Genomic DNA, 20810 nt, shown 5'->3' on the forward strand with positions numbered 1-20810 from the left:
TAGGTAGAACTATCTGATCAGAAACTGTAACCTGCTTTGCAGGAAATGCGTACCTCCCTGCATATTGAAACGATTGAGCACGCCATAACCATAAGCCAGTTCAAAGCGAAGAAAATCTGCCAGGTACCAGTTCACCATTGGCGTAATCTTCCAGAACCTGCCACCTTTGATCGTGCCTGCGTCCAGGTCAAAGGACGAATACCGGATCACTGCTTCCCATACGCCTTTGCCTCCTTTGAACACTGATTTTTTTACCGGCACATAACCATAAATATTACCGGCATCCGTACTGTAGGGCCTGGATTCACCCGTGAAAAAATAACTGACCATGATTTCTCCGCCGTGAAACAGGGGGTCATTGGTGGTGGGTGAATTGAATTTATGCCAAAATATCTCAGTACCGATCTGCAGGGGGCCAGAACTGTAATAGGCTTCACCGCCGAAATAGGTGGATTGTTCAGCCGGGAACTTACCGGTGTCAATAAAAAAGGGCGCGGGGTTCGATTCGGGCCTTGACTTCAGCCGGATGGTATCATTGAGCGGGTGTCCGAAGCGGATATTGGCTGCCAGGTGCAGGTTTGTTTTGGGTGAATGAACAGGCATCCAGCCGATCCGGGATGCCAGCTGCCAGCGATCGGTTGAGAAAGATTGTCCCTTTGATAGCCAGTCCGCAAAAATGCCGAGGTTCCAGAAGAACCCTGATTTCGGCAGAAAGCCCATCCACTTAATGCCGTCTGCTAGAATAGGAATGGGGTCACTGGCCATATGCCTTTCCATCATTTCAACGGCATAGCCACTCATTACTTTGCTGAGCGAGAATCCTTCTTTGGTTCGTCCCACAAATACATGACTCCTGATTTCAGGAAAAGCGATCATAATCCCACTTTCCCGCACGAACCATGACTTGAGTGATCCATCGTACATCAGTCCGGCTTTCCAGGTAATTTCTCTTTTGCTTTTGATCTGGCCGCTGAGCAGAAACCGGAAATCCCGTACATCAAATCCTGAATTCAGTTCAACTTTTGCCTGCTTCATCTGTTCCTTCACTGTTTCATCCGGCGAGAATCCTGCATATTCAAACAGAAAAGCAACCCCGAATTTCAGGGTAGAAAATTTCCCATCCAGCATGTTCCAGGGCTTCTTATGAATCGTGGAACTGTCAATCACTTCCAGCCTTTCTCCTTCGGTGCCATCGGGAAGCGATCTGATTTTCGTTGAATCCTGTCCGAAAGAACAGCTATAATTCAGTTGTACCGCAATGGTCATTGCAATTATTGCAGTCAGGTTCCGAAATGAAGATCTGCGCGTGCCCATACCGGTAAGGTTTTAATTTGCGTCGGCGACCCGGGTACGAGGCAATTCACAGGATAACTTAGTGGTTGAAGGAATAATAAAACATGCCCCGCTGAGAACAGCAGGGCGAATTTAAACCTTATCCTATGAAAGACATCAAGGTACTACAGTAAACTGATAAAGCAAGGACCGGTTTCATTATGCCATGGCTTTTGCGGTGAAAGTTGAACAATACTTCTGCATGGATCTGGTAGTGATGACTATTGTGCGCATAAGCATATAGTTAAAATAAAATAACGCCGGAAACTTTGCCCGGCTTGCAGGAAAACGGGCTTATCTTAAGGTCGCCATAAAAGATTTACATGAAACTGAATCGATTGATCTTCTTTTGCCTGGTTACAGCTTTGTTGCTGCTCTGCCACCCCGTAGTCAATGCTCAACTGGGAGTGCGGTACGATCCATCCGTTCAGCAGACCTCCAACCTGCAATATTTCAAACCCAAAGGAGACTTGTTTGTAGGAGATTGTATTCCTTTTGCGCACAACGGCACTTACTATTGGTACTGGCTGCTGGATTCTGCGCATCACAAAAGCCTGAACGGACTGGGCGGGCACCAGTGGGCATTGAGCACCAGCACGGACCTGAAGTCCTGGAAACACTACCCGGTTGTGCTGGGCATTGATGAAGCCTGGGAAAAATCTATCTGCACGGGTTCGGTCGTTTTCTATAAAGGCTTGTTTTATGCGTTCTATGCGACCAGGCTGATCAACAGCGAAGGCCATGTAAATGAGCAACTGAGCTATGCCACCAGCAAAGACGGCATCCATTTTGAAAAACAACGGCCAAATCCGTTTTATACGTCTGCGCCGGGCTACAGCAAGCGGGATTTCCGCGATCCAAAAGTAGTGGTGGACGAAAAGACTGGCGAATTTCACCTGTTTGTATCGAGTTGGAAGGAAGGTTTTATTCCGGATCATGCGGGTGGATGTCTCGTGCACCTGGTTTCGAAAGATCTGAAGGACTGGAAAGTGTTGGAACCCATTCTTACCGGCCAGCCATCTGTTCCTGAATGTCCCGACTATTTCTTCTGGAAAGGCTGGTATTATCTTGTTTACAGTGATGGCAGCGATACTTATTATGTGAAGTCCAAAAATCCCTATGGCCCCTGGAGCGAGCCGTCTTTCCAGTCATTGAATGAATCGTGGGCTAATGTAGTAAAGACCGCTGCGTTTAAAAATGACCGGCGCATTGCTGCCGCATGGATTCCTAACCGCAATAATAATAAAGACAACGAGCATGAGATCTTTGGCGGGAACGCGGTATTCCGGGAAGTGATGCAGCTGCCTGACGGAACGCTTACGACAAAATTTCCGGAAGAATTAATACCATCTACCGGGGCAGCGTTGCCGGTAAAAATAACGGCAGGGGTAAATGCTGCTGCAGCTTCCGGTACTTTAACCATTACAGCCCCCGGGGCCGTAGGCGCTGCATCCATCAGCGATGTACCGGCACAATGCCGGATAACTATGGAAGTTGAACCCACAACAGCACTGGAGGAATTCGGCCTTATAGTAAGATCCGACGATAAAGCCGGTACAGGATACCGTTTCAATATAAATCCCAACACAGGCATTGTAAGCCTGGGCAATACAGACATAAAAGCTGTGACAGGATTAGACAAGCCCATTAAAGCAGACATCATACTCAGGGATGATATCATTGATGTTTGTATTGATGGCCGCCGTTGCATTGTCAACCGTACGCCAGAGCAAAAAGGCAATTACCTGTGGTTTTACGGCAAGCACGGAACGGTAACGTTCAGGTCTGTAAAAATCTTTCCGCTGACCGGGAACTAAAATCCAGCGCCGGAAAAATCTGTTCAGCGGCTTTATGGGATTGCGGGGGTTGCAGGAGTTGCCACCTCCAAGTGCTGCCGGAAAAACCTGGTGATCGTTTCAAAGGGGATAATATCCGGTTTGTCGTACAAATCTACATGCACCGCACCCGGAATGATGATCAGTTCTTTCGGATCTGCCGCTGCCTTGAAAGCATCCTCACTGAAATAACGCGAATGCGCTTTTTCCCCTGCAATCAGCAACACTGGCCGCGGAGAGATCTCTTTGATATAGGTTAGCAGCGGCATGTTCATAAAGGATAATGCATTGGTGGCGGTCCAGGCGCCGTTGGAATTCAACGAACGGGGATGAAACCCGCGCTGTGTACGGTAATAGTCAAAATAGTCTTTTACAAACTGCGGTTCATTTCCCGTCAGCTTTTCCGGCAGGTTGCGGGGACCCGGTGCAGGCGTTCCGGCCTGGGCATCTTTCCACCGCTGCTCACCCATCTGCTGCAGCATTTTGGTACGACCTTCCGGGGTCAGCTTGTCATAGTAACCCTTTGCCATCACGCGAGACATATCATACATGCTTGTAGTGACCACCGCCTTTACCCGTTTATCAACCGCTGCTGCATTTAAAGCCATTCCGCCGAATCCGCAGATCCCGATAATGCCGATCTGCTGCCTGTCGACAAAAGGCTGGAGTCCCAGGAAATCCACGGCAGCACTGAAGTCCTCCGTATTGATGTCTGGCGACGCAATATTCCGGGGTTCACCGCCACTCTCACCAGTATAAGAGGGATCGAATGCCAGGGTAACAAAACCATTTTCTGCCATCTTATTGGCGTATAAACCCGATGCCTGTTCTTTCACTGCACCAAAAGGTCCGCTGACGGCGATAGCAGCGAGCAGCTGGTTCCCCTTGCTTTTGGGGAGGTAAAGATCGGCGGCAAGTGTGATGCCGTACCGGTTTTTAAACGTTACATGCTGACGGGTTACGGTTTCGCCCAGGGTAAAGGTATAATGTTCGCGGGGGCTGTTGTTGTTCATGGTTTTACTGTTTTCTTTTGTTTGCGCACGAAGCTGTCCGGCCAGGAATATCAATCCGGCCGCCATTACTATCTTTTTCATTGACGCTTAATTTATTGCTCTATTGTTTTGATCACTTTGGCAGGAACCCCGGCAGCAACGGTATTGGCGGGTACATCTTTCGATACCACTGCCCCCGCTGCAACGACAGCGTTTTCTCCGATGGTTACACCTGGCAGGATAGTCGCGCCCGCACCGATCCAGGCATTTCGTTTGATATGAATCGGCCCGGTCAGGAGACCATGCCTTTCGTCGGGGGATAGCCCATGGCTTTCGGACAGCAGGCTGACTTTTGGGGCGATCAGTACATCATCTTCAATGGTAATTCCACCCAGGTCGAGGAACACGCAATCAAAATTGATGAATACGTTCTTACCGATGCTGGTGTTCCGGCCATAGTTGATGTACAGGGGCGTGAATACGGAAACACTGGGGTCGATTGCAGACCCGGTGATCTGGCTGAGCAGGTCTGTAACAGTTGCCGGGTCGGTGGCGTTGTTCAGCTGCACCAGCAATCGCTTTGTGGCGAAAGCTGCTTCCCGCAGCTGGTAAGCATCTGGGTGCCCTGCAGCCATGGCTACGCCATCCCGGAGCTGCTCAAATATGTTTTTGGAAGGTAAGTCTGCTTTCATTACACAAAGTTCCGCAGAACCCGGAACAGCAGGTAACGATAATCAAACCGATCCTTAAGTATTTCAAACCGCCTGAAGGCGCAGTGCCCTGGGATTGGTGCCCGTCAGCTTCTTGAAGAAATTGTTGAAATAGGTGGCGTATTCGAAACCCAGCGAATAGGCAATATCCGCAATATTCCAGTCCGTATGCTGCAACAGGGCTTTGGCCTCTCCGGCAACGCGTTCCCTGATATGCGTGGTGGTTGATTTACCCGTGGTGTCTTTCACCGACCGGTTCAGGTAATTGACATGCACGTGCAGGGCATTGGCATAATCCTGTGCTGTCTTTAACTGCAACGGGCGATCTGTTGTTTCAATGGGAAACTGCCGCTCCAGCAGTTCGAGGAAGACGGCCGTGAGCCGGGTCGCGGCATTTGGTTGCTGGTCGTGATCCGCTGAAGGCTGCAATTTCAGGGCTTCGTGAATGATCAGGTTGATGTAGTTGCGGATCACATCCTGTTTATAAGCATAGTCTCCCTGTTGCTCTTCAATCATTTTCCGGAAGATCGTATTCAGGAATTCACGCTGCACTTCAGCGATTTTGAATACCGGTGTTCCGCCGATCCTGAACAGCGGCGAGTGTTGCAGGCTTTCGTTGCGGTCAGCTGCACTGAAGAAATCTTCCGAGAACAATACCGTGTAGCCAACATACGTGGTGGATAAAGTCTCCCAGGAATACGGGATATGAGGATTGCCGAAGAAAAGAATAGTCCCTTCCTGCTCGAAACTTCTGTCCGCGTAGTGGATGCTGCTCCTTCCCGTGGTCAGGCAGATTTTGTAAAAGTCCTTCCTGCTGTAGATCCGCGTAGCTGCCCCGTCGCTTTCAATCTGAAAGACGTTAAACCCCTTTAGTTTGAGATCATTGTTAAAAGGAGACACCGTGCGCGGGGCGCTTGTTTGCATAAATCAAAATTATGAAAATCAAAGTTTTTTTCAGAAGCAGAAGCGGAAGGGTTTGAATTGTTTAACGATTGGTTTGAATTTTATAATGCCTTACACCGCATTTAGCTATTTCACTGGAGTCAGCGGCAAAATATTGCATTATATTGCAAGGATCGGACAACCCGATCCTTATTGAAAAGACAATTAACCCAACCGCAACGATCTGTCATGCTAACAAGAAAAACGTTTATCCGCCAAAATGCCATTACAGCGGCAGGGATGCTGGCTATTCCATCTTTATTCGCAAATTCCGCCCGAAAATATAAAATGGGGCTTCAGTTGTATACGATACGGGATGCGATGGCCAGCGATGCAGCCGGCACTTTGCAGCGTATCGCGGCGATGGGTTACCAGGACACGGAAACCTATGGCTTCGATCCCGTGATCATGTCTTATTACGGTTATAAGGCAAAAGACTTTCAGCAACTGCTGAAGCGGAACAACCTGGTTACGACCAGCGGCCACTATGACCTGTTCAAATACCTGAATGTGCCTGAACAGGAACTCCTGGCATACGTGGATAAATGCATCGAGGGAGCGAAGATCCTTAACCAGAAATACATCACCTGGCCCTGGCTCGATCCCGCCGACCGGAATATGGAAAAATTTAAGCTGCTGACCGCGAAGCTGAACCTGGTAGGGGAGCGCGTATCGAAGTCCGGTTTGGGCTTTGCCTATCATAACCATGATTTTGAATTTGTTGATTATAACGGCACCAATGGCTATGAGCTCATCTTGAAAGAAACAGATGCCCGCTATGTCAAACTGCAGGTCGACCTGTACTGGGTATGCCGTGCTGCGGCGACCACGCCGGCGGAGCTCTTCAGGAAGCAGCCGGGACGGTTTGTGATGTGGCATATCAAGGATATGGACAAGGTGTCGAAAGATTATACGGAGATGGGGAATGGCCTGATCGATTATACCAAAATTCTGCCGGATGCGCAGCTGAGCGGCCTGGAATACTATTACATCGAACAAGGGGGTAACTTTAGGAAGAATTCGATGGACAGTGTGCAGGAAAGCGCGGATTTCTTCCAGAAGAACCTGAAACAGCTTTTATAAATCGACCATGAAATACAAACTTGACAAACCCGTCCAGGGAAGTATCGGAACTGAAAAGTACCAGTGTTCCATTGAGTGGCGGAACGGAAAATTTGTGGCAGATGAACCGGAATCATTGGGTGGAAAGGATACGGGTCCTGATCCCTATACATTATTACTCTCCTCCCTCGCTTCCTGCAAGCTGATCACCCTGCGGATGTATATCGACCGCAAAGGCTGGAATATTGAAAGGATAGCCATCAATGCCAATATGTACCAGGAAGTTAAAGATGGCGTGACGACCAACATTATTGATTGTGACATAGTTTTCCTCAGTGAAGTCAGTGAAGAGCAAAAATTGAAGCTGCAGGAGATCGCCAAAAACTGCCCGATCTCAAAAATCATGCAGAGCGACGTGAAGGTGAGGACATTTGTCTTCAGAACCGGCGATACCAAAACAATTAAATACGGCAACGAAGAGATCACTGTATTGTGGAAGCCGGAATTCTGTCAGCATTCCACGCGTTGCTGGACGCAATTGCCACAGGTGTTTAAACCGTCGCAGAAAAAATGGATTGAACCTGATGGCGCCCCGGCAGACAGGATTGAACAGCAGGTAGCACACTGTCCTTCAGGCGCGCTGGTGTTTCAGAAGAATGGTGAAAAAGAAGCGTAGCAACCTGGCTATCGTCCGATGATCTTCTTACGGTGGGCTGCTCCCCAGGTACCCAGCTCGGCAATAACCTTATTAAGGCTTTTTCCATGATCCGTAATAGCATACTCTACCACGGGCGGGAAGGCATCATATACGGTACGGGAAATGAGCTGGTTGGCTTCCAGTTCTTTCAATTCTTTCGATAGTACCTTATCCGTAATGCCGTTCAGTTCCTTAGAGATCTGCTTAAACCGCTTCGTTCCGAACGACACCGACAGGATGATCGGCAATTTCCACCGGCCACTCAATACCTCCAGGGCATCCTTTACCGCACGTACACTGGCAATACAGCTTTCGGCAGTATGGATTTCTGTTTTTGCTTTTGTTGCTGGTGCCATATGTTGTGAATTTGCTTTTTTTGCGTATTTGCTTTTGTTGCGTTACTATCCTTTGGGATAGTGCTTTCCTTTTGGAAAGTGCTTTCCTAAAGGATAGTACTATCCTACAGATAGCAAAGATAGGTAGGTTTGCATTGTCAAACGACAATAAATACACCACTTATGGCAAAAATAAAATGGGCTCTTGACCCCACACACAGCGAACTGGGATTTAAAATCCGTCACCTGATGATCTCAAATGTTTCCGGCTCCTTCAGGGATATAAAAGCTGCTGTTGAAACGGAAGACCTTGATTTCGGTACAGCGCAGATTCAGCTCACCGCCGCAATGGACTCTATCTTTACCAATAATGAACAGCGGGACAATCACTTACGCAACTCCGACTTCTTCGAAGTGGAAAAGTACCCGGAACTGCTGTTTGAGAGCACCCGTATTGAAAAAGTAGACGATGAAACCTTTGCGTTGCATGGCGACATTACGCTCAAGGGGCAGCGGAAACCCGTTAAACTCAATGTGGAGTTCAATGGCATTACCAAAGATCCCTGGGGCGGCGAAAGGGCCGGTTTCCAGGTGACCGGCAAACTCAATCGTACCGACTGGGGTGTTAATTTCAATGCAGTAGCAGAGACCGGTGGTCTCATGCTCGGCGAAGAGGTGAAGATCAATAGTGAGATCCAGCTGGTAAGACAGTAGGCAAAGATGGAAAACTTCAGGATGGGTAAGCAAGCCATTCTGAAGTTTTCTATATTTTTAGGGGGTATGGAACATTATTACGATGCATTGTTTGGTTATATCGGGCAGATCATAAAGTTACCCGAGCAGGACAAAGCGCAATGCAGGATCAGTTTTAAGCCCTTGAAGATGTCTAAGGACAGCTTGCTTGAAGTTGCGGGGAAAGTGCATACGCACCACAACTTTATTGTTTCCGGTTTCATGCGGAAGTACTATATCAATGATAAAGGGGACGAGGTAACGGTTGATCTGAATGATGGTCCGCGTTTTTTACTTCTTACTACCATTTTGCCAACCAGACAATTTCTAACGAGTACCTGCAATGCGTAACTGATTGTGAGTTGCTGCGCATTACCAAAGCCGACGCCGATGCGGATGCAAAAACCAGTCTCACACAAAAAGACTACACGATAAAGTTATTTCAACAGGTACAGGAAGCTTACCTTGAACGGGTGGATGATCTCGCCAACCTGACCGCGGAACAGCGGTACCTGAAGCTGATCAGGCAATCGCCTGCTATTATTAAAAACTTCCCCCTGAAATATATTGCTTCGTGGCTCGGTATCAAGCCTGAAAGTCTCAGCCGTATACGAAAAGAGATTTCCTAACAAATGTTAAGTGGCTTTCATGCAGGTCCGGATATTTTTGTCCGGTATGTCAAACATCCCATTGCGTTCCTCGTCCAGGGCTTTTGATCTTTCCATAAAATCCTGGTTCGCGATATTTTTTACCGGTCAGGTCCTGTTTGCACTTTACATCCTGCTGTTTTATGGAAGTTCTTTTGTCGCGGGAAATCCAGCCAGATGGAATGCCGTCGTGCCGCAGATCTATTCCGCAGACAGGCCTGTAATCAATGCTTTGTTCGCACTGCATGTGCTGATCGCCGGAATCGTCAGCCTGATTGGCCCCCTGCAGTTTGTGCCCGCAATCCGGAACCGGACACCGGGGTTGCACCGGCTAATGGGCCGCGTATATGTATTTGCAGCGCTTCTCATCGGGCTGGATGGACTTGGCCTCATCTGGCGGAAGGATTCCGGGAAAGACCTGTTTCAGGCTGTAGTAATCAGTTTGAATGCCCTGATCATTATCGGCTGCGCCTGGCTGGTATGGAGAAATGCCGTGAAGCGGAAGATTGCCGATCACAACCGCTGGGCGGTACACCTGTTGCTGGCAATGAGCGGCGTCTGGTTTTTCAGGGTATTCCTGATGCTATGGCTGGTCGTTAATGGCGGTCCGGCCGGATTTGACCCGTACACATTCAGCGGACCGGCACTTAATGTGCTTAGTATTGTTACCTACCTGCTGCCGCAGCTGATTGCCGTTTGGTATTTCCGGGTAAAAATTTCCGACGGGATGTTTTATCGGCAGGTATTTGGCTATTCCGTTTTCCTGGTAAGTGCCGCCATGAGCATTGGCCTCCTGGCCGCCGTGAAAGGGTTATGGCTAAGGGTGATTTTTTCGTCGTAAACTTGCCCGACACTAACATGCAGAAGAATGAAATATGTCTTTTTGCTTTTTTTCCTTTCTGGTTCTATTGCGTCTTGCAGAGAGGAAAACCCCCTGGATTATGAAGGAAATAGCAAGGAGTATAATAAAATGGTTGAGTACCTGCTCAACATCTATTCAAACATATTTTCAGATTCTATTCAATCAGTGTCAGTTGTCGCTTACAATTCGGATCTTATCACTAACCAACTATTGTTTGGATGTATTAAAAACAATCATGTCAATTCAGAAAAACACATTCATTCTAAGCTCACTAGCGATCTGAAATTAAAGGGAAAGGGTCAGGGTTGGTACGAATTTGAAAGGATCGTTAGCCTGGCTGATTGAGTACAAACACGAAATTGAATTGATAAGCTTGGACCGATTGGTCCAAAAAAAGCCCCCCTGCACCAAAGCAAAGGGGGCTAATCTAATTTGAAACTTGCGACTATTACTTCTTTCTGTCGCCCGCAACACTATTGCCTTTGAGCCGGTCCGCCAGCACCTTCATGTAAAAGCCGCCGACAACACTGCGGGCTTTGAAATTTTCACGGATGCCGGTGTTGGAATCGTAGAAATCGTTGAAGGGCACGCGGGAGGGTGATTCGAGTGCAAAGGTGTAGATCGGTTGAATCAATGCCTCGAACTGTTGTTGCGTGGGTGCAAAAGTGGCCGTCCAGATGATCCAGTCATTCTTGGTATAAGCTTTCCGGCTGTCCAGCGGAATGCCAAACTTATTGCCTTTGGTCAGGTAATAGGTGGTTTCGGTATCATAGACTTTCTGCGGGAAGAGGTTCAGATCGAGCACCTTATCCCATACCAGGTTATACTTCTGGCTCCAGGTATCCTTGTTGTCGAAAGTCAGCGCATAGTGGTCGCCGGCAGCAGCCATGCCCATCCATTTCGGTACCATGCTTTCTGCAATTGCGCGGTATTTCTTTGCGGTTTCCTTTTCCCCGAGGGATTCAGCCAGTTGTGCATAGCAGGCGATGCCCACGATGGCTTTTACGGAGAGGTTGGCATTGCGGGCGAGGTGACCGGCAAAGTCGTCCGTGCACAATTGCTTCGCGGGATCCAGTCCCTCTTTCACCAGGTAATCCACCCAGGTGGTCAGGGTGTTCCAGTGAAGCTTCGCATAGTTGGCATTGCCCTGCACTTTCGCAATTGCTGCTGTCAGGATGATCATATTGCCGGATTCTTCCACCGGCATCGGTTCGCCATAGGTTTGTCCGTTCGCAGTGGGATAAGTGCCCAGGTCATGCGCCGCCCAGGGATGCGGATACTTGCCGGACTCACTGAAATAAAAGATACCGTTCAGCATGCCCTGCAGCAGTTCCGGATTGTACAACAGGTAGAGGGGAGCCGACGGATAGGTAACGTCCACCGTATTGATAAAGCCGCCGCTGTTGTTCTCTTTTGACAGCCATAGCACTTCTCCCTTCGGACTTTTTACGAGGGTATGTGCGGCTATGCTTTGCCGGTAGGCCAGCACGCAGATTTCAGCATAAGCTGCACCGCCAGATTTCAGTGCGGTTTCCCGGATCTCCTGGTCCAGCGCCGCACATTTTGCCATCACAGCTTTGTATTCCTCAGCAGCTGCTGTGAGTTGTCCTTCGATCGTTTCTTTCCCGGAATTGTTCCACCAGGGCCTGAGGTTCGTGTTAAAATACTGAACGGACCAGATCTCGTCGTATCCCAGTTCGATAAAGCGTTCAACGGGGGTGTCAGATACTTTTCCAAAAGGTATAACAGTATTCAGGCTCAGCTGCTTACCGTTAACAGGCGACGTGCCTTTGTTGCCCGCCTGGAAAGCAGTGGCATCTGCGCCTGCTTTCGAGATGAACTGGGTAGCGCCGCTTGATTTGGGTGCGGCGACATAAAAATAGCCCCAGTCGATCCGCATATCATCTGCACCTTTCTGCAATACCGGCTGTTCAATGGTGCCTGTTTTCAAAATGGAGAGATTACCAGCAGCATACTGCGTTGCCGTTACTTCCTGCGAAGGCTGATATACGGCGATACTGGAGGACGCGCTCAGCAATACTTTAACAGCATGTTCTTTTCCGTCATTCGCCTGCACCGCGTAAGTGATATAGGAAACGGGGCGGGAAAGTAGTTTTAGATCATTCAGCAACAGGGGAGAAGTGAAGGTCAGTTTGAGGTTGACTGCACCGCAGGTGAAATGATAGATCGTTTGTGTTGCGGTCACTTCCACAGTTTTCTGTTCCGCCAGCTGAATGGCATTGCCCTTTGGCTCCAGCTTCTCCACTAGTCCGAAGTCGAGGTAACGGCCGCCGGCTGAATTCTTCAGGTGGATGGCAATGATGTTGTCTCCGGATTTAAGGTCAGATTTGTTGATGGGGATATATTCAAAACGGTTGGTCCAGCCTTCTTTCTGATAAACCTGTTTTCCGTTCAGGAATACTTCGACATTATCGTCATGGTTCAACTTCAGGAGGAGTTCTTTGATGGACGCCAGGTTGGCGGCTTCGAAAGCGCGGCGAACCCAAATATTATCGGATTTCCATACCGTCTTTACCTGTTGCTCATTGTCGCCGATGGGTGCCTGCCCGGATTTCCAGTTTTTGTCATTATAGTCCTTTGCCATCCAGTTGTCCTGGGGTTGTTCGGTTGTATAGCTTACCGTAAAGGCTTTTTCATCTGCTGCAGGGAGAATGGTTTTGTATTGGGTTTCTGCTTTGCCCAGGAAGCGGTAGATATTATTGTCTACGCTGAGGAGCCCGGTAAGGGAATGTTCCGCACCGGTCCAGTGTTGTGTGGTGGAGGCATTCAGCTGATCGGTGGTGGACCAGATGCTGAAATAGGTATTGTGGGTGATCAGGGGGTAGGCCGGGGCTTTTCTTTCCTGTGCCTGGATTTTGCCCGCAACGAATATGGTTATTGCCAGGAGGGTAAGGGTAAGTGTCTGGGGTGCTCTCATCTCTTTGAATCGTTAGACTTTTGGAAAGCGTAAAATTCACGAAAAGGGAGCACGCGGAGTGTGCATTTTGTATCAAAGTTTGATGAAAGTGTTACAACCGGCGGGAGCTCGCCCAGGGGTCGCATGGGTCGCAGAGCAGGACACGCAGGGGATTTGTGGAATCGAGGAGTGGAGATGCAGAAGGACTGGAGCCGAAGGAGTAGGGCTAGTGGTATAATGAAGAGCATATGAGGTTCCCGGCTGTTACCGAAAAGCGTTTGGGTAATCTGTTCAGGACCGTCAAACTTGTGCACCCGAAGCAGTTGCTCCTTTCCGCTGACCTTGTTCGGTCTTCAATTTATAAGGCCGGTTAAATGCTTCCTGTGATACTTTGAAATAGCTGGCCAGCTTCCTGATCACGTCCTTGGAAAGGCCCTTCTTGTAATTCAGAATATCTGACACATATCCTTTACTGATTCCCAGGATTTCTACAAGATCTTTCGCCTTCAGTTGATGGTCATCAATAAAAGACTGCAGGAGCTGAATAGGATCTGTTTCATGGGATACAAGGTGTTCGGCATCCCATTTTTCAATAAGCAGGGTTAGCAGGGCTATTTCATCCTTTGCATTTCTGTCTTTTGCACCAGAAAAGACCAGCTGCTCCAATATATTGCAATAGTCTTTATATTGCTTTTTACTGGTAATGACCTTGTATTTAAGTTCCATCATGTGAGATTTAATATTCGGTTACACTGTATTGTTCCCCTGCTGCACAAATTTTGTCATATTCCGCATGTGTGCCCATCCAACAAATAAAAAGATGTACCTGCTTTTCGCCGAAAGCATATTTTCCGATCAGCCTGTATTTATTGCCACCGATGTCAAACACAGCCCTGCCAGACCCGCTGCCCAACAAATCTGTTCCGGGAAAAGTACGCTTCATATCGCCAGGGGTTTCCCAATCTGCATATTTCAATTTTTCAAGCCAAAGATCAAATGACGCCCTGCCCTGTACATTTCTCCTGACAAACGCTTCGATAGTTTCCTTTCTGATAAGATGAACTTTCATAACAAAGGTATCCTTTAATGTTCAATATGTTCACTTTTTGTGAACTTTTTTTCTACACCGATTACTTAGTTCGTATAAACTTGTCAAAAAAGTAAAAATCAGTTAAAAAGGAGACAGGTAAAACACCCTAAATAGTGCCAGGTAAAATTCGATAACCTGGATCGGGGCAGACCGGAAGCTGTAATAGAAGGTCCCAATTTTTGATATTCGTCGCAGCTGGCGACCTGATAGTTGAAATCAGGACGACACACGGCGACGAATGCCGGAATAATAACTGGCTGGAATGCCGGTAGGCAAGTATTACGGTCTATGCATTGCGCTGCAAGGCAGCGGCACGGCGGATGGCCAGGTGGATCTGCAGGTTTGGTTGGGAAGTGAATGGTGGCAATAGTACCACAAAGCGGGTATACCCCGGAATGTTACTTATCATAAGGTAACAAATCACCACTTTCTTCGTAAAGCGTCCATACGGATATCTATTTTTTTTACATTCGAAACAGATCAGAAGCCATCCATTACTTGTGACAAACCGACGCTAACGGTTATGCGCTGTTGAAAAACAATCAGCATGATTTCTGACGTATCGGCATCCCAGAACATTAACGCCGTCCTGACCAGGCTGCGCGCAGCACAAGTAATGGTTGGGCTCGCTTATCTTAAAACCCTGTATGACCGTTCTGGAAGTTATGGTGATAAATTAATGCTGGAAGCCATTGACGGCATCACCGAGCATTTTGAAAACCTGTTATCGCTGGTCATCTGTGGCCAAAAAGAAACTTTTATTGTCGCTGCACTGTTTGACTGGCTGACGGAAGGCAGCACATCACCCGAAGAATTTGTCATTGATCTGTTGCTTGACTATAACAACATTAAAAAACAGCGCTGCTGTCAAAATAGCTACTAATCAGAGCCTTAATCAAAAGTCCCGGTGTTTCCACACCGGGGCTTATTTTTTCAGGTGAACTTTCTTTTCCAGCGGGCGGATTCATCCCCGGCCGCGGGTCGCGATTTCCTTTTTTACCCGGCTCAGCGACTGCGGTGTCACGCCAAGGTAAGAAGCAACCATCTGCTGCGGAACGCGCAACAAAACGTCAGGATACACTTGCTGGAAAGAGAGATATCGTTCTTCCGCTGAAGCTGCCAGCAACAGGGTGATGCGCTGCTGCAGATTGATGATAAAATGATTCAGCAGGTACAGATCAAACTGGCCGAGCCGGGGACAAATTTCTTTTCCCCATTCAATGAAATCACCGTCTATCACGGCAACCCTCGAATCTTCTATGGCATCAATGAAAAATGTGGCCGGGCGGCCAAGATAGAGGTTCCCGCGATCGCCGATCCACCACCGTTCTGGTGCAAACTGAAGGATATGCTCCCTGCCTTTTGAATCGACGACATAGGACCGCAACAACCCGCGGGATACAAAAAATCCAGCTTCCTCATCGCTACCGGGAGTGGTTAACGTTGTTCCTTTTTTCAGCGTTTTTACTTTGATTTTTGCAGACAACACCTCAAATTGTTCGTCCGTAATATCGACATGCTCTTTCAGGTACTTTTTGAATTCAAGCGGCATAGGACAGCAGTGTATAGAAGCAAATTTAAAGGAACCCGATGTATTTCGGCAACACGATGACGTCTCGCTATTCCAGGTTATGATACTTGAAAATTTCCCGCGTGATAAACCGGCAGTTCCATGCCAGCTGGTCAAGTCTGCAATAGACCACGCCCGACACTTCCATCGGCATAGCCTCCGGATTGATCAGCGAAAGCCGCAGCGGCCGGGCTATTCCTGTTTCAGCAGTCGTTTTCAACCTGGAAAATATTCCGCGCGCGATCTGCTGATCGCAGGGAAGCATAAAACGGCAATATTCCACATAGCCACCGGGCACCCTCATATCCACGGTAATGGAGGAAGCCTGTTTCATTTCTGAAAAAATAATGACGGAAATTACAATTCATCGGAAAAGAGGGCCCGCAGGACGGGCCCTTTAAATATTGTCAGCCGATCTGGATGTGCCGGGGACCTTTCTTCCTGGCATCTTCCTTTTTCGGTATGGTCAGCCGGAGCAGGCCGTTCTCATACCGGGCTTCAATGTTTTCGTCGTCCACCACATCTTTGGGCAGCACAAAACTCCGCTGGAAAGACTGGTAGCTGAATTCACGGCGGCTGTACCCGTTACCGTTCTGGCCGTCCTGTTCCTGTCGCTGTGAGGCAATAGTGAGGGTATTGCCCTCCAGAGAAATGTTGAAATCTTTCTTGTCGATACCCGGGGCGGCCATTTCGACTTCAAAACTGTCTGCAGTTTCCCTGATGTTCACCGAAGGTACAGTGGTACTGGTTGATGAAAAATTACCATTGTTCCAGTGAATCAGTTCCCGGCCGAACAAGTCTTCAAACAGTGTCGGGAAAGTCGGAAAATTAGCATTCTTTTTCATGAGTGACATAATCAACCTCCTTTTGATTTAGATGAACAATTAATAAAAGATCATCCGCAGCAAATGCTGGGCAAAAAAGCGAAAAAACAAAGGCTGTGCCAGAGGGGAAAAACGCTGAAATTTTTGCAGTTTTTCTGTCTTTTTTTCGCACTGCCTGAAAATTTTTCAGGAGCCCGTAGCTATCAATAACAGCCTGCTGTAAGCAGAATGCTGAGCCTTATTTGCTTTCCTTTTCCAACGAATTGACATACGCCGAAGGCGTCACCCCAAACTGCTTATTAAAATCCCGTGCGAAATTAGACGGCAGGGTATATCCTACCATGCTGGATACTTCATTGATCTTGTACCGGCCATCCGCGAGCAACTCGGCAGCACGCTTCAGGCGCGTAACGTTAATGAGCTCATTGGGGGTAAGGTCGGAAATCGCATTGATCTTCCGGTAGAGTGTCGGCCGGCTGATGTTCATCATCTTCGACAGCTTGTCCACGTTCAGGTCCATATCCGTGATGTTATCGTAGATCACCTGGTTGAGCTGCTCCAGGAATTCTTTATCCGCTTTGGAACTTGCCATCCCACGGATATGGGTCAGCGGTGAGCGGGCGAAAAATTCCTTGATGATCTTGCGGTTGTTGATCAGGTTGTTGATCTGTGCCTGCAGGTGCTCGAAGGCGAAGGGTTTTTCCATATAGGCATCTGCACCGGTTTCAAGACCCTCGATCTTGGATTGGGTGGTGTTTTTCGCCGTCAGGAGGATGATGGGAATATGGCTGTACCGCAGGTCGGTCTTGAGGGTTTTGCAGAATTCGATGCCATCCATCACCGGCATCATGATATCACTGATGATGAGCTGGTAGTTTTCCCGGTCGATGATGTCCAGCGCTTCCTGGCCGTTACCGGCGCGGGTGATGTTGTACTGCGCCTGCAGTTCGTTCCGAAGGAAGGTGGCGATCTCTCTATTGTCCTCCACGATCAGCAGGTGCGGCTTGTCATTGTCATGCAGGGGTTCATCGGTAACGGCCTCCCTGGTATCACCGGTTTCGAAAGTTTCGTATTCATAGAGGTCGATCTCTTTGTCCTGGTGGATGGGAAGCGACAACTGGAACACATTCATATTGCCTTCCGGTTGCTTCAGGTCAAGCACGCCCTTGTGCAGTTCAGCAAGGGAACGGGAAAGGGGAAGGCCGAGGCCGGTACCGGTTTGTTTGGCAGTTTCCCCGATCCGGTAAAAAGGTTCGAAGATCTTTTCTTTCAATTCATAGGGGATCAGGTAACCATCGTTCCGGATCTCGATGGTGAAGAAGGTATCGTTGCTCGAAAAAGGCAGCAGCCGGATGACGATGCTTTTTTCTGCATACTTGATGGCGTTGTTGAACAGGTTGCTGAGGATCTTTCGGAAGGCTTCCGGATCCACATAGGCCTGCAGGTAAAAGCGAGGCAGTTCAAGTTTCATGGAGATATCCTTCTGTTCCGCGACCGGTTTAAAACTGATGAAAAAATCCTTCAGGATATCATTGATATCGGTGCGGATAAAGGTCAGGCTGAACTTGTTTGCTTCCGCTTTCCGGAAATCCAGCAACTGATCGGTCAGGTCGATCAGCCGGTTCGTATTCTTTTTCATCATGTTCAGATTTGCGATGTCTTCAGCATTATGGTTGGCTTTACCGATCAGTTTATCGAGGGGTAATTTGATAAGGGTTAACGGTGTCCGGATCTCGTGGGCAATATTGGTAAAGAACTCGATCTTGGCATTATAGATCTCGCGTTCCTTTTCAATTTCCAGCGTTTCGAACTTGCGTTTGTTCTGCTCGTTGACGGCGAGCAGGTAATACTTCATGATCGTGAAAATTATCGCCAGCCCGATCAGGGCATAAGTGATATAGGCCCAGGTATTGGCCCACCAGGGGTGCAGGATGGTAATGTCAACGACAGTTTCCTGCGGATTCCACACTTCCCCTCCAGCTGCGCCTTTCAGCCGCAATACATAATGGCCCGGTGGGAGTTTATTGAAGTAGATCGTGTGGTTGTTTTTGATGTTCACCCAGTCTTTGTCCAGCCCCTCCATTTTGTAGGAGAATTCGTTCATCTCGGGTGTCACATAACTGAGTGCGGCCACATCGAGGTTGATGGAGGACTGTTCATAGGGCAGAGACAATTTCCGCGTGAAGGAAATGGATTGTTGCAGCGGCGAAGATTTATCGCCGATGGGTACGGATTTATTGTTCACGTGCAGGCCGGTGACGTATACCGGCGGGACGAACGTGCTTTTGGTGAATTCGCCGGGATTGAAACTGATCATTCCCTTGGCGGTGCCGAAGAACAGGTTGCCTTTGGCATCGGCGAAAGCGGAGTTATAATTGAACTGATCGGTGGGCAGGCCATTCGTGGTCGTAAAGGTTTTGGCATATTGTTCCTGCTCGTTAAACAGTACCAGGCCTTTTGCCGTAGAGATCCACAGGTTGCCGTGCTTGTCTTCCAGAACGCGGAACACCTGGTTATCGGGCAGGCCGTTTTCGATGCCGTAGCGGGTAAACTTCCCGGTTGCCGGTGCGTATTTGCACAGCCCGCTCTCGGTACAGAACCAGAGGTTTCTCCGGCTGTCCTCAAACAGGTTGTTCACATAATTATTGGAGAGGCTGTTGCTGTTGGCGGCATCAAATTGTAATCTGCCTGAATCGCGTTTTGCTGCGTTATAATAATAGACGCCTTTGCCGTAGCTGCATATCCACAGGGTGCCGTCATTGCTTTCGTGCACGGCCTGGATCTGCGTATTGAAAAAGGAATGCGGAATAAAATTGTTCGCGGCACGGTCATACCGGAACAAACCGTACCAGGTGCCGACGAGGATGTCATTGTCCCTCGTTTTATACATACTGACGATAAAATTACTTTTCAGCTCATGCGGTCCGGTACCGGAACTGTAGTGCCGGATGACTTTTCCGGAGGGGATATCCATCACGTCGAGTCCATGTTCGTACGTACCGATCCACAATTCGTTGCGATCAGCGATGAGTCCGTGGATATTGGTGTAGGAAATGCTGCCCGGGCCACCTGGGCGGTAGTATATTGCCTGACCCGTAACACGGTTGATCTTATTGAGGCCCGCGTCTTCCGTGCCTACCCAGAGATTGTTGTAATCATCTTCACAGATCTCGTGTACGAGGTTGCCGCTGATCCTGTTCTGGCTCGATTGCTGGAAATATTTTTTGAACCGGTTGTTCTGCTGCGAATAATAGTTGATGCCGCCGAAAAAAGTACCGATCCAGACACTGCCTTCGGAATCACGGCAGAAAGAATACACTACATTATCAGTGATGGCATAGGGATCGTTTGCCTCCTTCTGCATATGGTACAAAGAGTGCCGGTTAAGGTCCAGGATATAGAGGCCTGTCTCTGCACCGATCCAGTAAACATTTTCGCCGTGCCGGATGATGGAATGGGTTTGAATCGGCCTTCCGTGGTTATAGACAGTGAGCAGATCGGTCAGGGTATTGGTCTTTACATTGAACAGGAACAACTGGTTGATGGTACCGATCAGCATCGTGGAATCGGTGTCGGTATAGATCTCCTGGATGCGCGTAACGGGACCAGCTTTATAAAGCGAAGGCAGGTTGAATGCTGTAAAGCTTTTTGTAACGGCATTGTATTTTTTAATCATGCCTTCACCGGTGGCGCTCCACATGGTGCCGTCGGGAGCAACAGACAAGGCGACAGTTTCTGTATTCGGTGATTCCAGCGAAGTGGTAGTTCGATGCTTCTTGTTGTATTCAAACAAATGATAATCTGAGATGATCCATACATGATCCCCGTTGCCTTTGATTGCCCTTATTTCACCCGGGGGCAATTGCGGGATCGTGCTGAAGGTTTCCGTGTGCGGATCATAAGCATAAATTCCTTTATACGTACCGACCCACAGGCTCTTATCCTCATTGGCATAAAGGCTCAGGATAGAGTTGCTGCCGATGCTTTTACTGTCTTTGTCGTTGTACCGGAACACCCTGAACGTACCCCCGTCAAAACGGTTCAATCCATTGCGGGTTCCGAACCACATGAACCCGTTCTTGTCCTGCGTGATACTGGTCACCGTGTTGCTGGACAAGCCCTGGTTGACCTGGTAGTTTTTGAAATAGTAGGGCTGCGCCTGCAGGAGTTGCAAACCAAGAAAGAAGATGATACAGGATGAAAACAATTTGACACGCACAGATACTAGTTACTTGTCAAATCTAAGTTTCTTCACCAAGAATA

General features: G+C 48.4%; 21 protein-coding genes. 8 read left to right on the forward strand and 13 right to left on the reverse strand.

What is annotated here, in order from left to right:
• Positions 1-9: 9 nt before the first annotated feature.
• Complete coding sequence (locus FPE01S_RS22875; protein WP_046371443.1) at positions 10-1314, reverse strand: OprO/OprP family phosphate-selective porin; 1305 nt, start codon at positions 1312-1314, stop codon at positions 10-12.
• 341 nt (positions 1315-1655) lie between these two features.
• On the opposite strand from FPE01S_RS22875, the gene FPE01S_RS22880 reads away from it, so the two are divergent.
• Positions 1656-3149 (forward strand): glycoside hydrolase family protein, encoded by a 1494-nt coding sequence (locus tag FPE01S_RS22880; RefSeq protein WP_046371444.1) that lies wholly within the window; start codon positions 1656-1658, stop codon positions 3147-3149.
• A 32-nt stretch (positions 3150-3181) separates the two neighbouring features.
• Here the strand turns inward: FPE01S_RS22880 and FPE01S_RS22885 are convergent, their stop codons facing one another.
• From FPE01S_RS22885 to FPE01S_RS22895, 3 genes are all read right to left on the reverse strand, one after another.
• Complete coding sequence (locus FPE01S_RS22885) at positions 3182-4261, reverse strand: alpha/beta hydrolase (RefSeq protein WP_046371445.1); 1080 nt, start codon at positions 4259-4261, stop codon at positions 3182-3184.
• Positions 4262-4272: 11 nt separating this feature from the next.
• On the reverse strand, positions 4273-4851 hold the full coding sequence (locus FPE01S_RS22890; RefSeq protein ID WP_046371446.1) for a DapH/DapD/GlmU-related protein: 579 nt from the start codon (positions 4849-4851) through the stop codon (positions 4273-4275).
• Between the two features lie 63 nt (positions 4852-4914).
• On the reverse strand, positions 4915-5793 hold the full coding sequence (locus FPE01S_RS22895; protein WP_046371447.1) for a helix-turn-helix domain-containing protein: 879 nt from the start codon (positions 5791-5793) through the stop codon (positions 4915-4917).
• Positions 5794-6000: 207 nt separating this feature from the next.
• On the opposite strand from FPE01S_RS22895, the gene FPE01S_RS22900 reads away from it, so the two are divergent.
• Together FPE01S_RS22900 and FPE01S_RS22905 are read left to right on the forward strand one after the other, a co-directional pair.
• A complete protein-coding gene (locus FPE01S_RS22900) occupies positions 6001-6894 on the forward strand; it encodes a sugar phosphate isomerase/epimerase family protein (RefSeq protein ID WP_046371448.1) in 894 nt (297 codons plus the stop codon).
• Positions 6895-6901: 7 nt separating this feature from the next.
• Positions 6902-7549 (forward strand): (4Fe-4S)-binding protein, encoded by a 648-nt coding sequence (locus FPE01S_RS22905; RefSeq protein ID WP_052956118.1) that lies wholly within the window; start codon positions 6902-6904, stop codon positions 7547-7549.
• 8 nt (positions 7550-7557) lie between these two features.
• Here FPE01S_RS22905 and FPE01S_RS22910 read toward each other — a convergent pair whose 3' ends face one another.
• Positions 7558-7926, reverse strand: a complete 369-nt coding sequence (locus tag FPE01S_RS22910; protein WP_046371449.1) for a winged helix-turn-helix transcriptional regulator — start codon at positions 7924-7926, stop codon at positions 7558-7560.
• A gap of 162 nt (positions 7927-8088) precedes the next feature.
• Here FPE01S_RS22910 and FPE01S_RS22915 point away from each other — a divergent pair, with 162 nt between their 5' ends.
• The 4 genes from FPE01S_RS22915 to FPE01S_RS22925 are packed head-to-tail and all read left to right on the forward strand — an operon-like array spanning position 8089 to position 10125.
• Complete coding sequence (locus FPE01S_RS22915; protein WP_046371450.1) at positions 8089-8619, forward strand: YceI family protein; 531 nt, start codon at positions 8089-8091, stop codon at positions 8617-8619.
• A gap of 21 nt (positions 8620-8640) precedes the next feature.
• Entirely contained in the window at positions 8641-8988 is a 348-nt protein-coding gene (locus FPE01S_RS26170) for a hypothetical protein (protein ID WP_217998264.1), read from the forward strand.
• A gap of 11 nt (positions 8989-8999) precedes the next feature.
• Positions 9000-9266, forward strand: coding sequence for a cyclic nucleotide-binding domain-containing protein (locus FPE01S_RS26175; RefSeq protein ID WP_217998265.1), 267 nt, complete (start codon positions 9000-9002; stop codon positions 9264-9266).
• 46 nt (positions 9267-9312) lie between these two features.
• The gene (locus FPE01S_RS22925) at positions 9313-10125 is read left to right on the forward strand and encodes a DUF2306 domain-containing protein (protein ID WP_046371451.1); all 813 of its coding nucleotides are present in this window, start codon (positions 9313-9315) and stop codon (positions 10123-10125) included.
• A gap of 469 nt (positions 10126-10594) precedes the next feature.
• Here the strand turns inward: FPE01S_RS22925 and FPE01S_RS22935 are convergent, their stop codons facing one another.
• The 4 genes from FPE01S_RS22935 to FPE01S_RS26370 form a co-directional block, all read right to left on the reverse strand.
• Positions 10595-13084, reverse strand: a complete 2490-nt coding sequence (locus FPE01S_RS22935) for a glutaminase family protein (protein ID WP_046371453.1) — start codon at positions 13082-13084, stop codon at positions 10595-10597.
• A 279-nt stretch (positions 13085-13363) separates the two neighbouring features.
• The gene (locus FPE01S_RS22940; RefSeq protein WP_046371454.1) at positions 13364-13792 is read right to left on the reverse strand and encodes a helix-turn-helix domain-containing protein; all 429 of its coding nucleotides are present in this window, start codon (positions 13790-13792) and stop codon (positions 13364-13366) included.
• A gap of 7 nt (positions 13793-13799) precedes the next feature.
• Positions 13800-14132, reverse strand: a complete 333-nt coding sequence (locus FPE01S_RS22945) for a type II toxin-antitoxin system HigB family toxin (RefSeq protein WP_046371455.1) — start codon at positions 14130-14132, stop codon at positions 13800-13802.
• A 307-nt stretch (positions 14133-14439) separates the two neighbouring features.
• A complete protein-coding gene (locus FPE01S_RS26370) occupies positions 14440-14562 on the reverse strand; it encodes a hypothetical protein (RefSeq protein WP_281176223.1) in 123 nt (40 codons plus the stop codon).
• A 138-nt stretch (positions 14563-14700) separates the two neighbouring features.
• Between FPE01S_RS26370 and FPE01S_RS22950 the strand changes: the two genes are divergently transcribed.
• On the forward strand, positions 14701-15036 hold the full coding sequence (locus tag FPE01S_RS22950; RefSeq protein WP_046371456.1) for a hypothetical protein: 336 nt from the start codon (positions 14701-14703) through the stop codon (positions 15034-15036).
• An 81-nt stretch (positions 15037-15117) separates the two neighbouring features.
• Here FPE01S_RS22950 and FPE01S_RS22955 read toward each other — a convergent pair whose 3' ends face one another.
• From FPE01S_RS22955 to FPE01S_RS22970, 4 genes are all read right to left on the reverse strand, one after another.
• Positions 15118-15705, reverse strand: a complete 588-nt coding sequence (locus FPE01S_RS22955; protein WP_046371457.1) for a Crp/Fnr family transcriptional regulator — start codon at positions 15703-15705, stop codon at positions 15118-15120.
• A 67-nt stretch (positions 15706-15772) separates the two neighbouring features.
• Positions 15773-16057, reverse strand: a complete 285-nt coding sequence (locus FPE01S_RS22960; RefSeq protein ID WP_046371458.1) for a hypothetical protein — start codon at positions 16055-16057, stop codon at positions 15773-15775.
• Between the two features lie 73 nt (positions 16058-16130).
• Positions 16131-16568 (reverse strand): Hsp20/alpha crystallin family protein, encoded by a 438-nt coding sequence (locus FPE01S_RS22965; RefSeq protein ID WP_245624049.1) that lies wholly within the window; start codon positions 16566-16568, stop codon positions 16131-16133.
• A 217-nt stretch (positions 16569-16785) separates the two neighbouring features.
• The gene (locus FPE01S_RS22970; protein WP_072054037.1) at positions 16786-20766 is read right to left on the reverse strand and encodes a hybrid sensor histidine kinase/response regulator transcription factor; all 3981 of its coding nucleotides are present in this window, start codon (positions 20764-20766) and stop codon (positions 16786-16788) included.
• Positions 20767-20810: the final 44 nt, after the last annotated feature.

This window comes from Flavihumibacter petaseus NBRC 106054, assembly GCF_000974785.1.
GTDB classification, from domain to species: domain Bacteria; phylum Bacteroidota; class Bacteroidia; order Chitinophagales; family Chitinophagaceae; genus Flavihumibacter; species Flavihumibacter petaseus.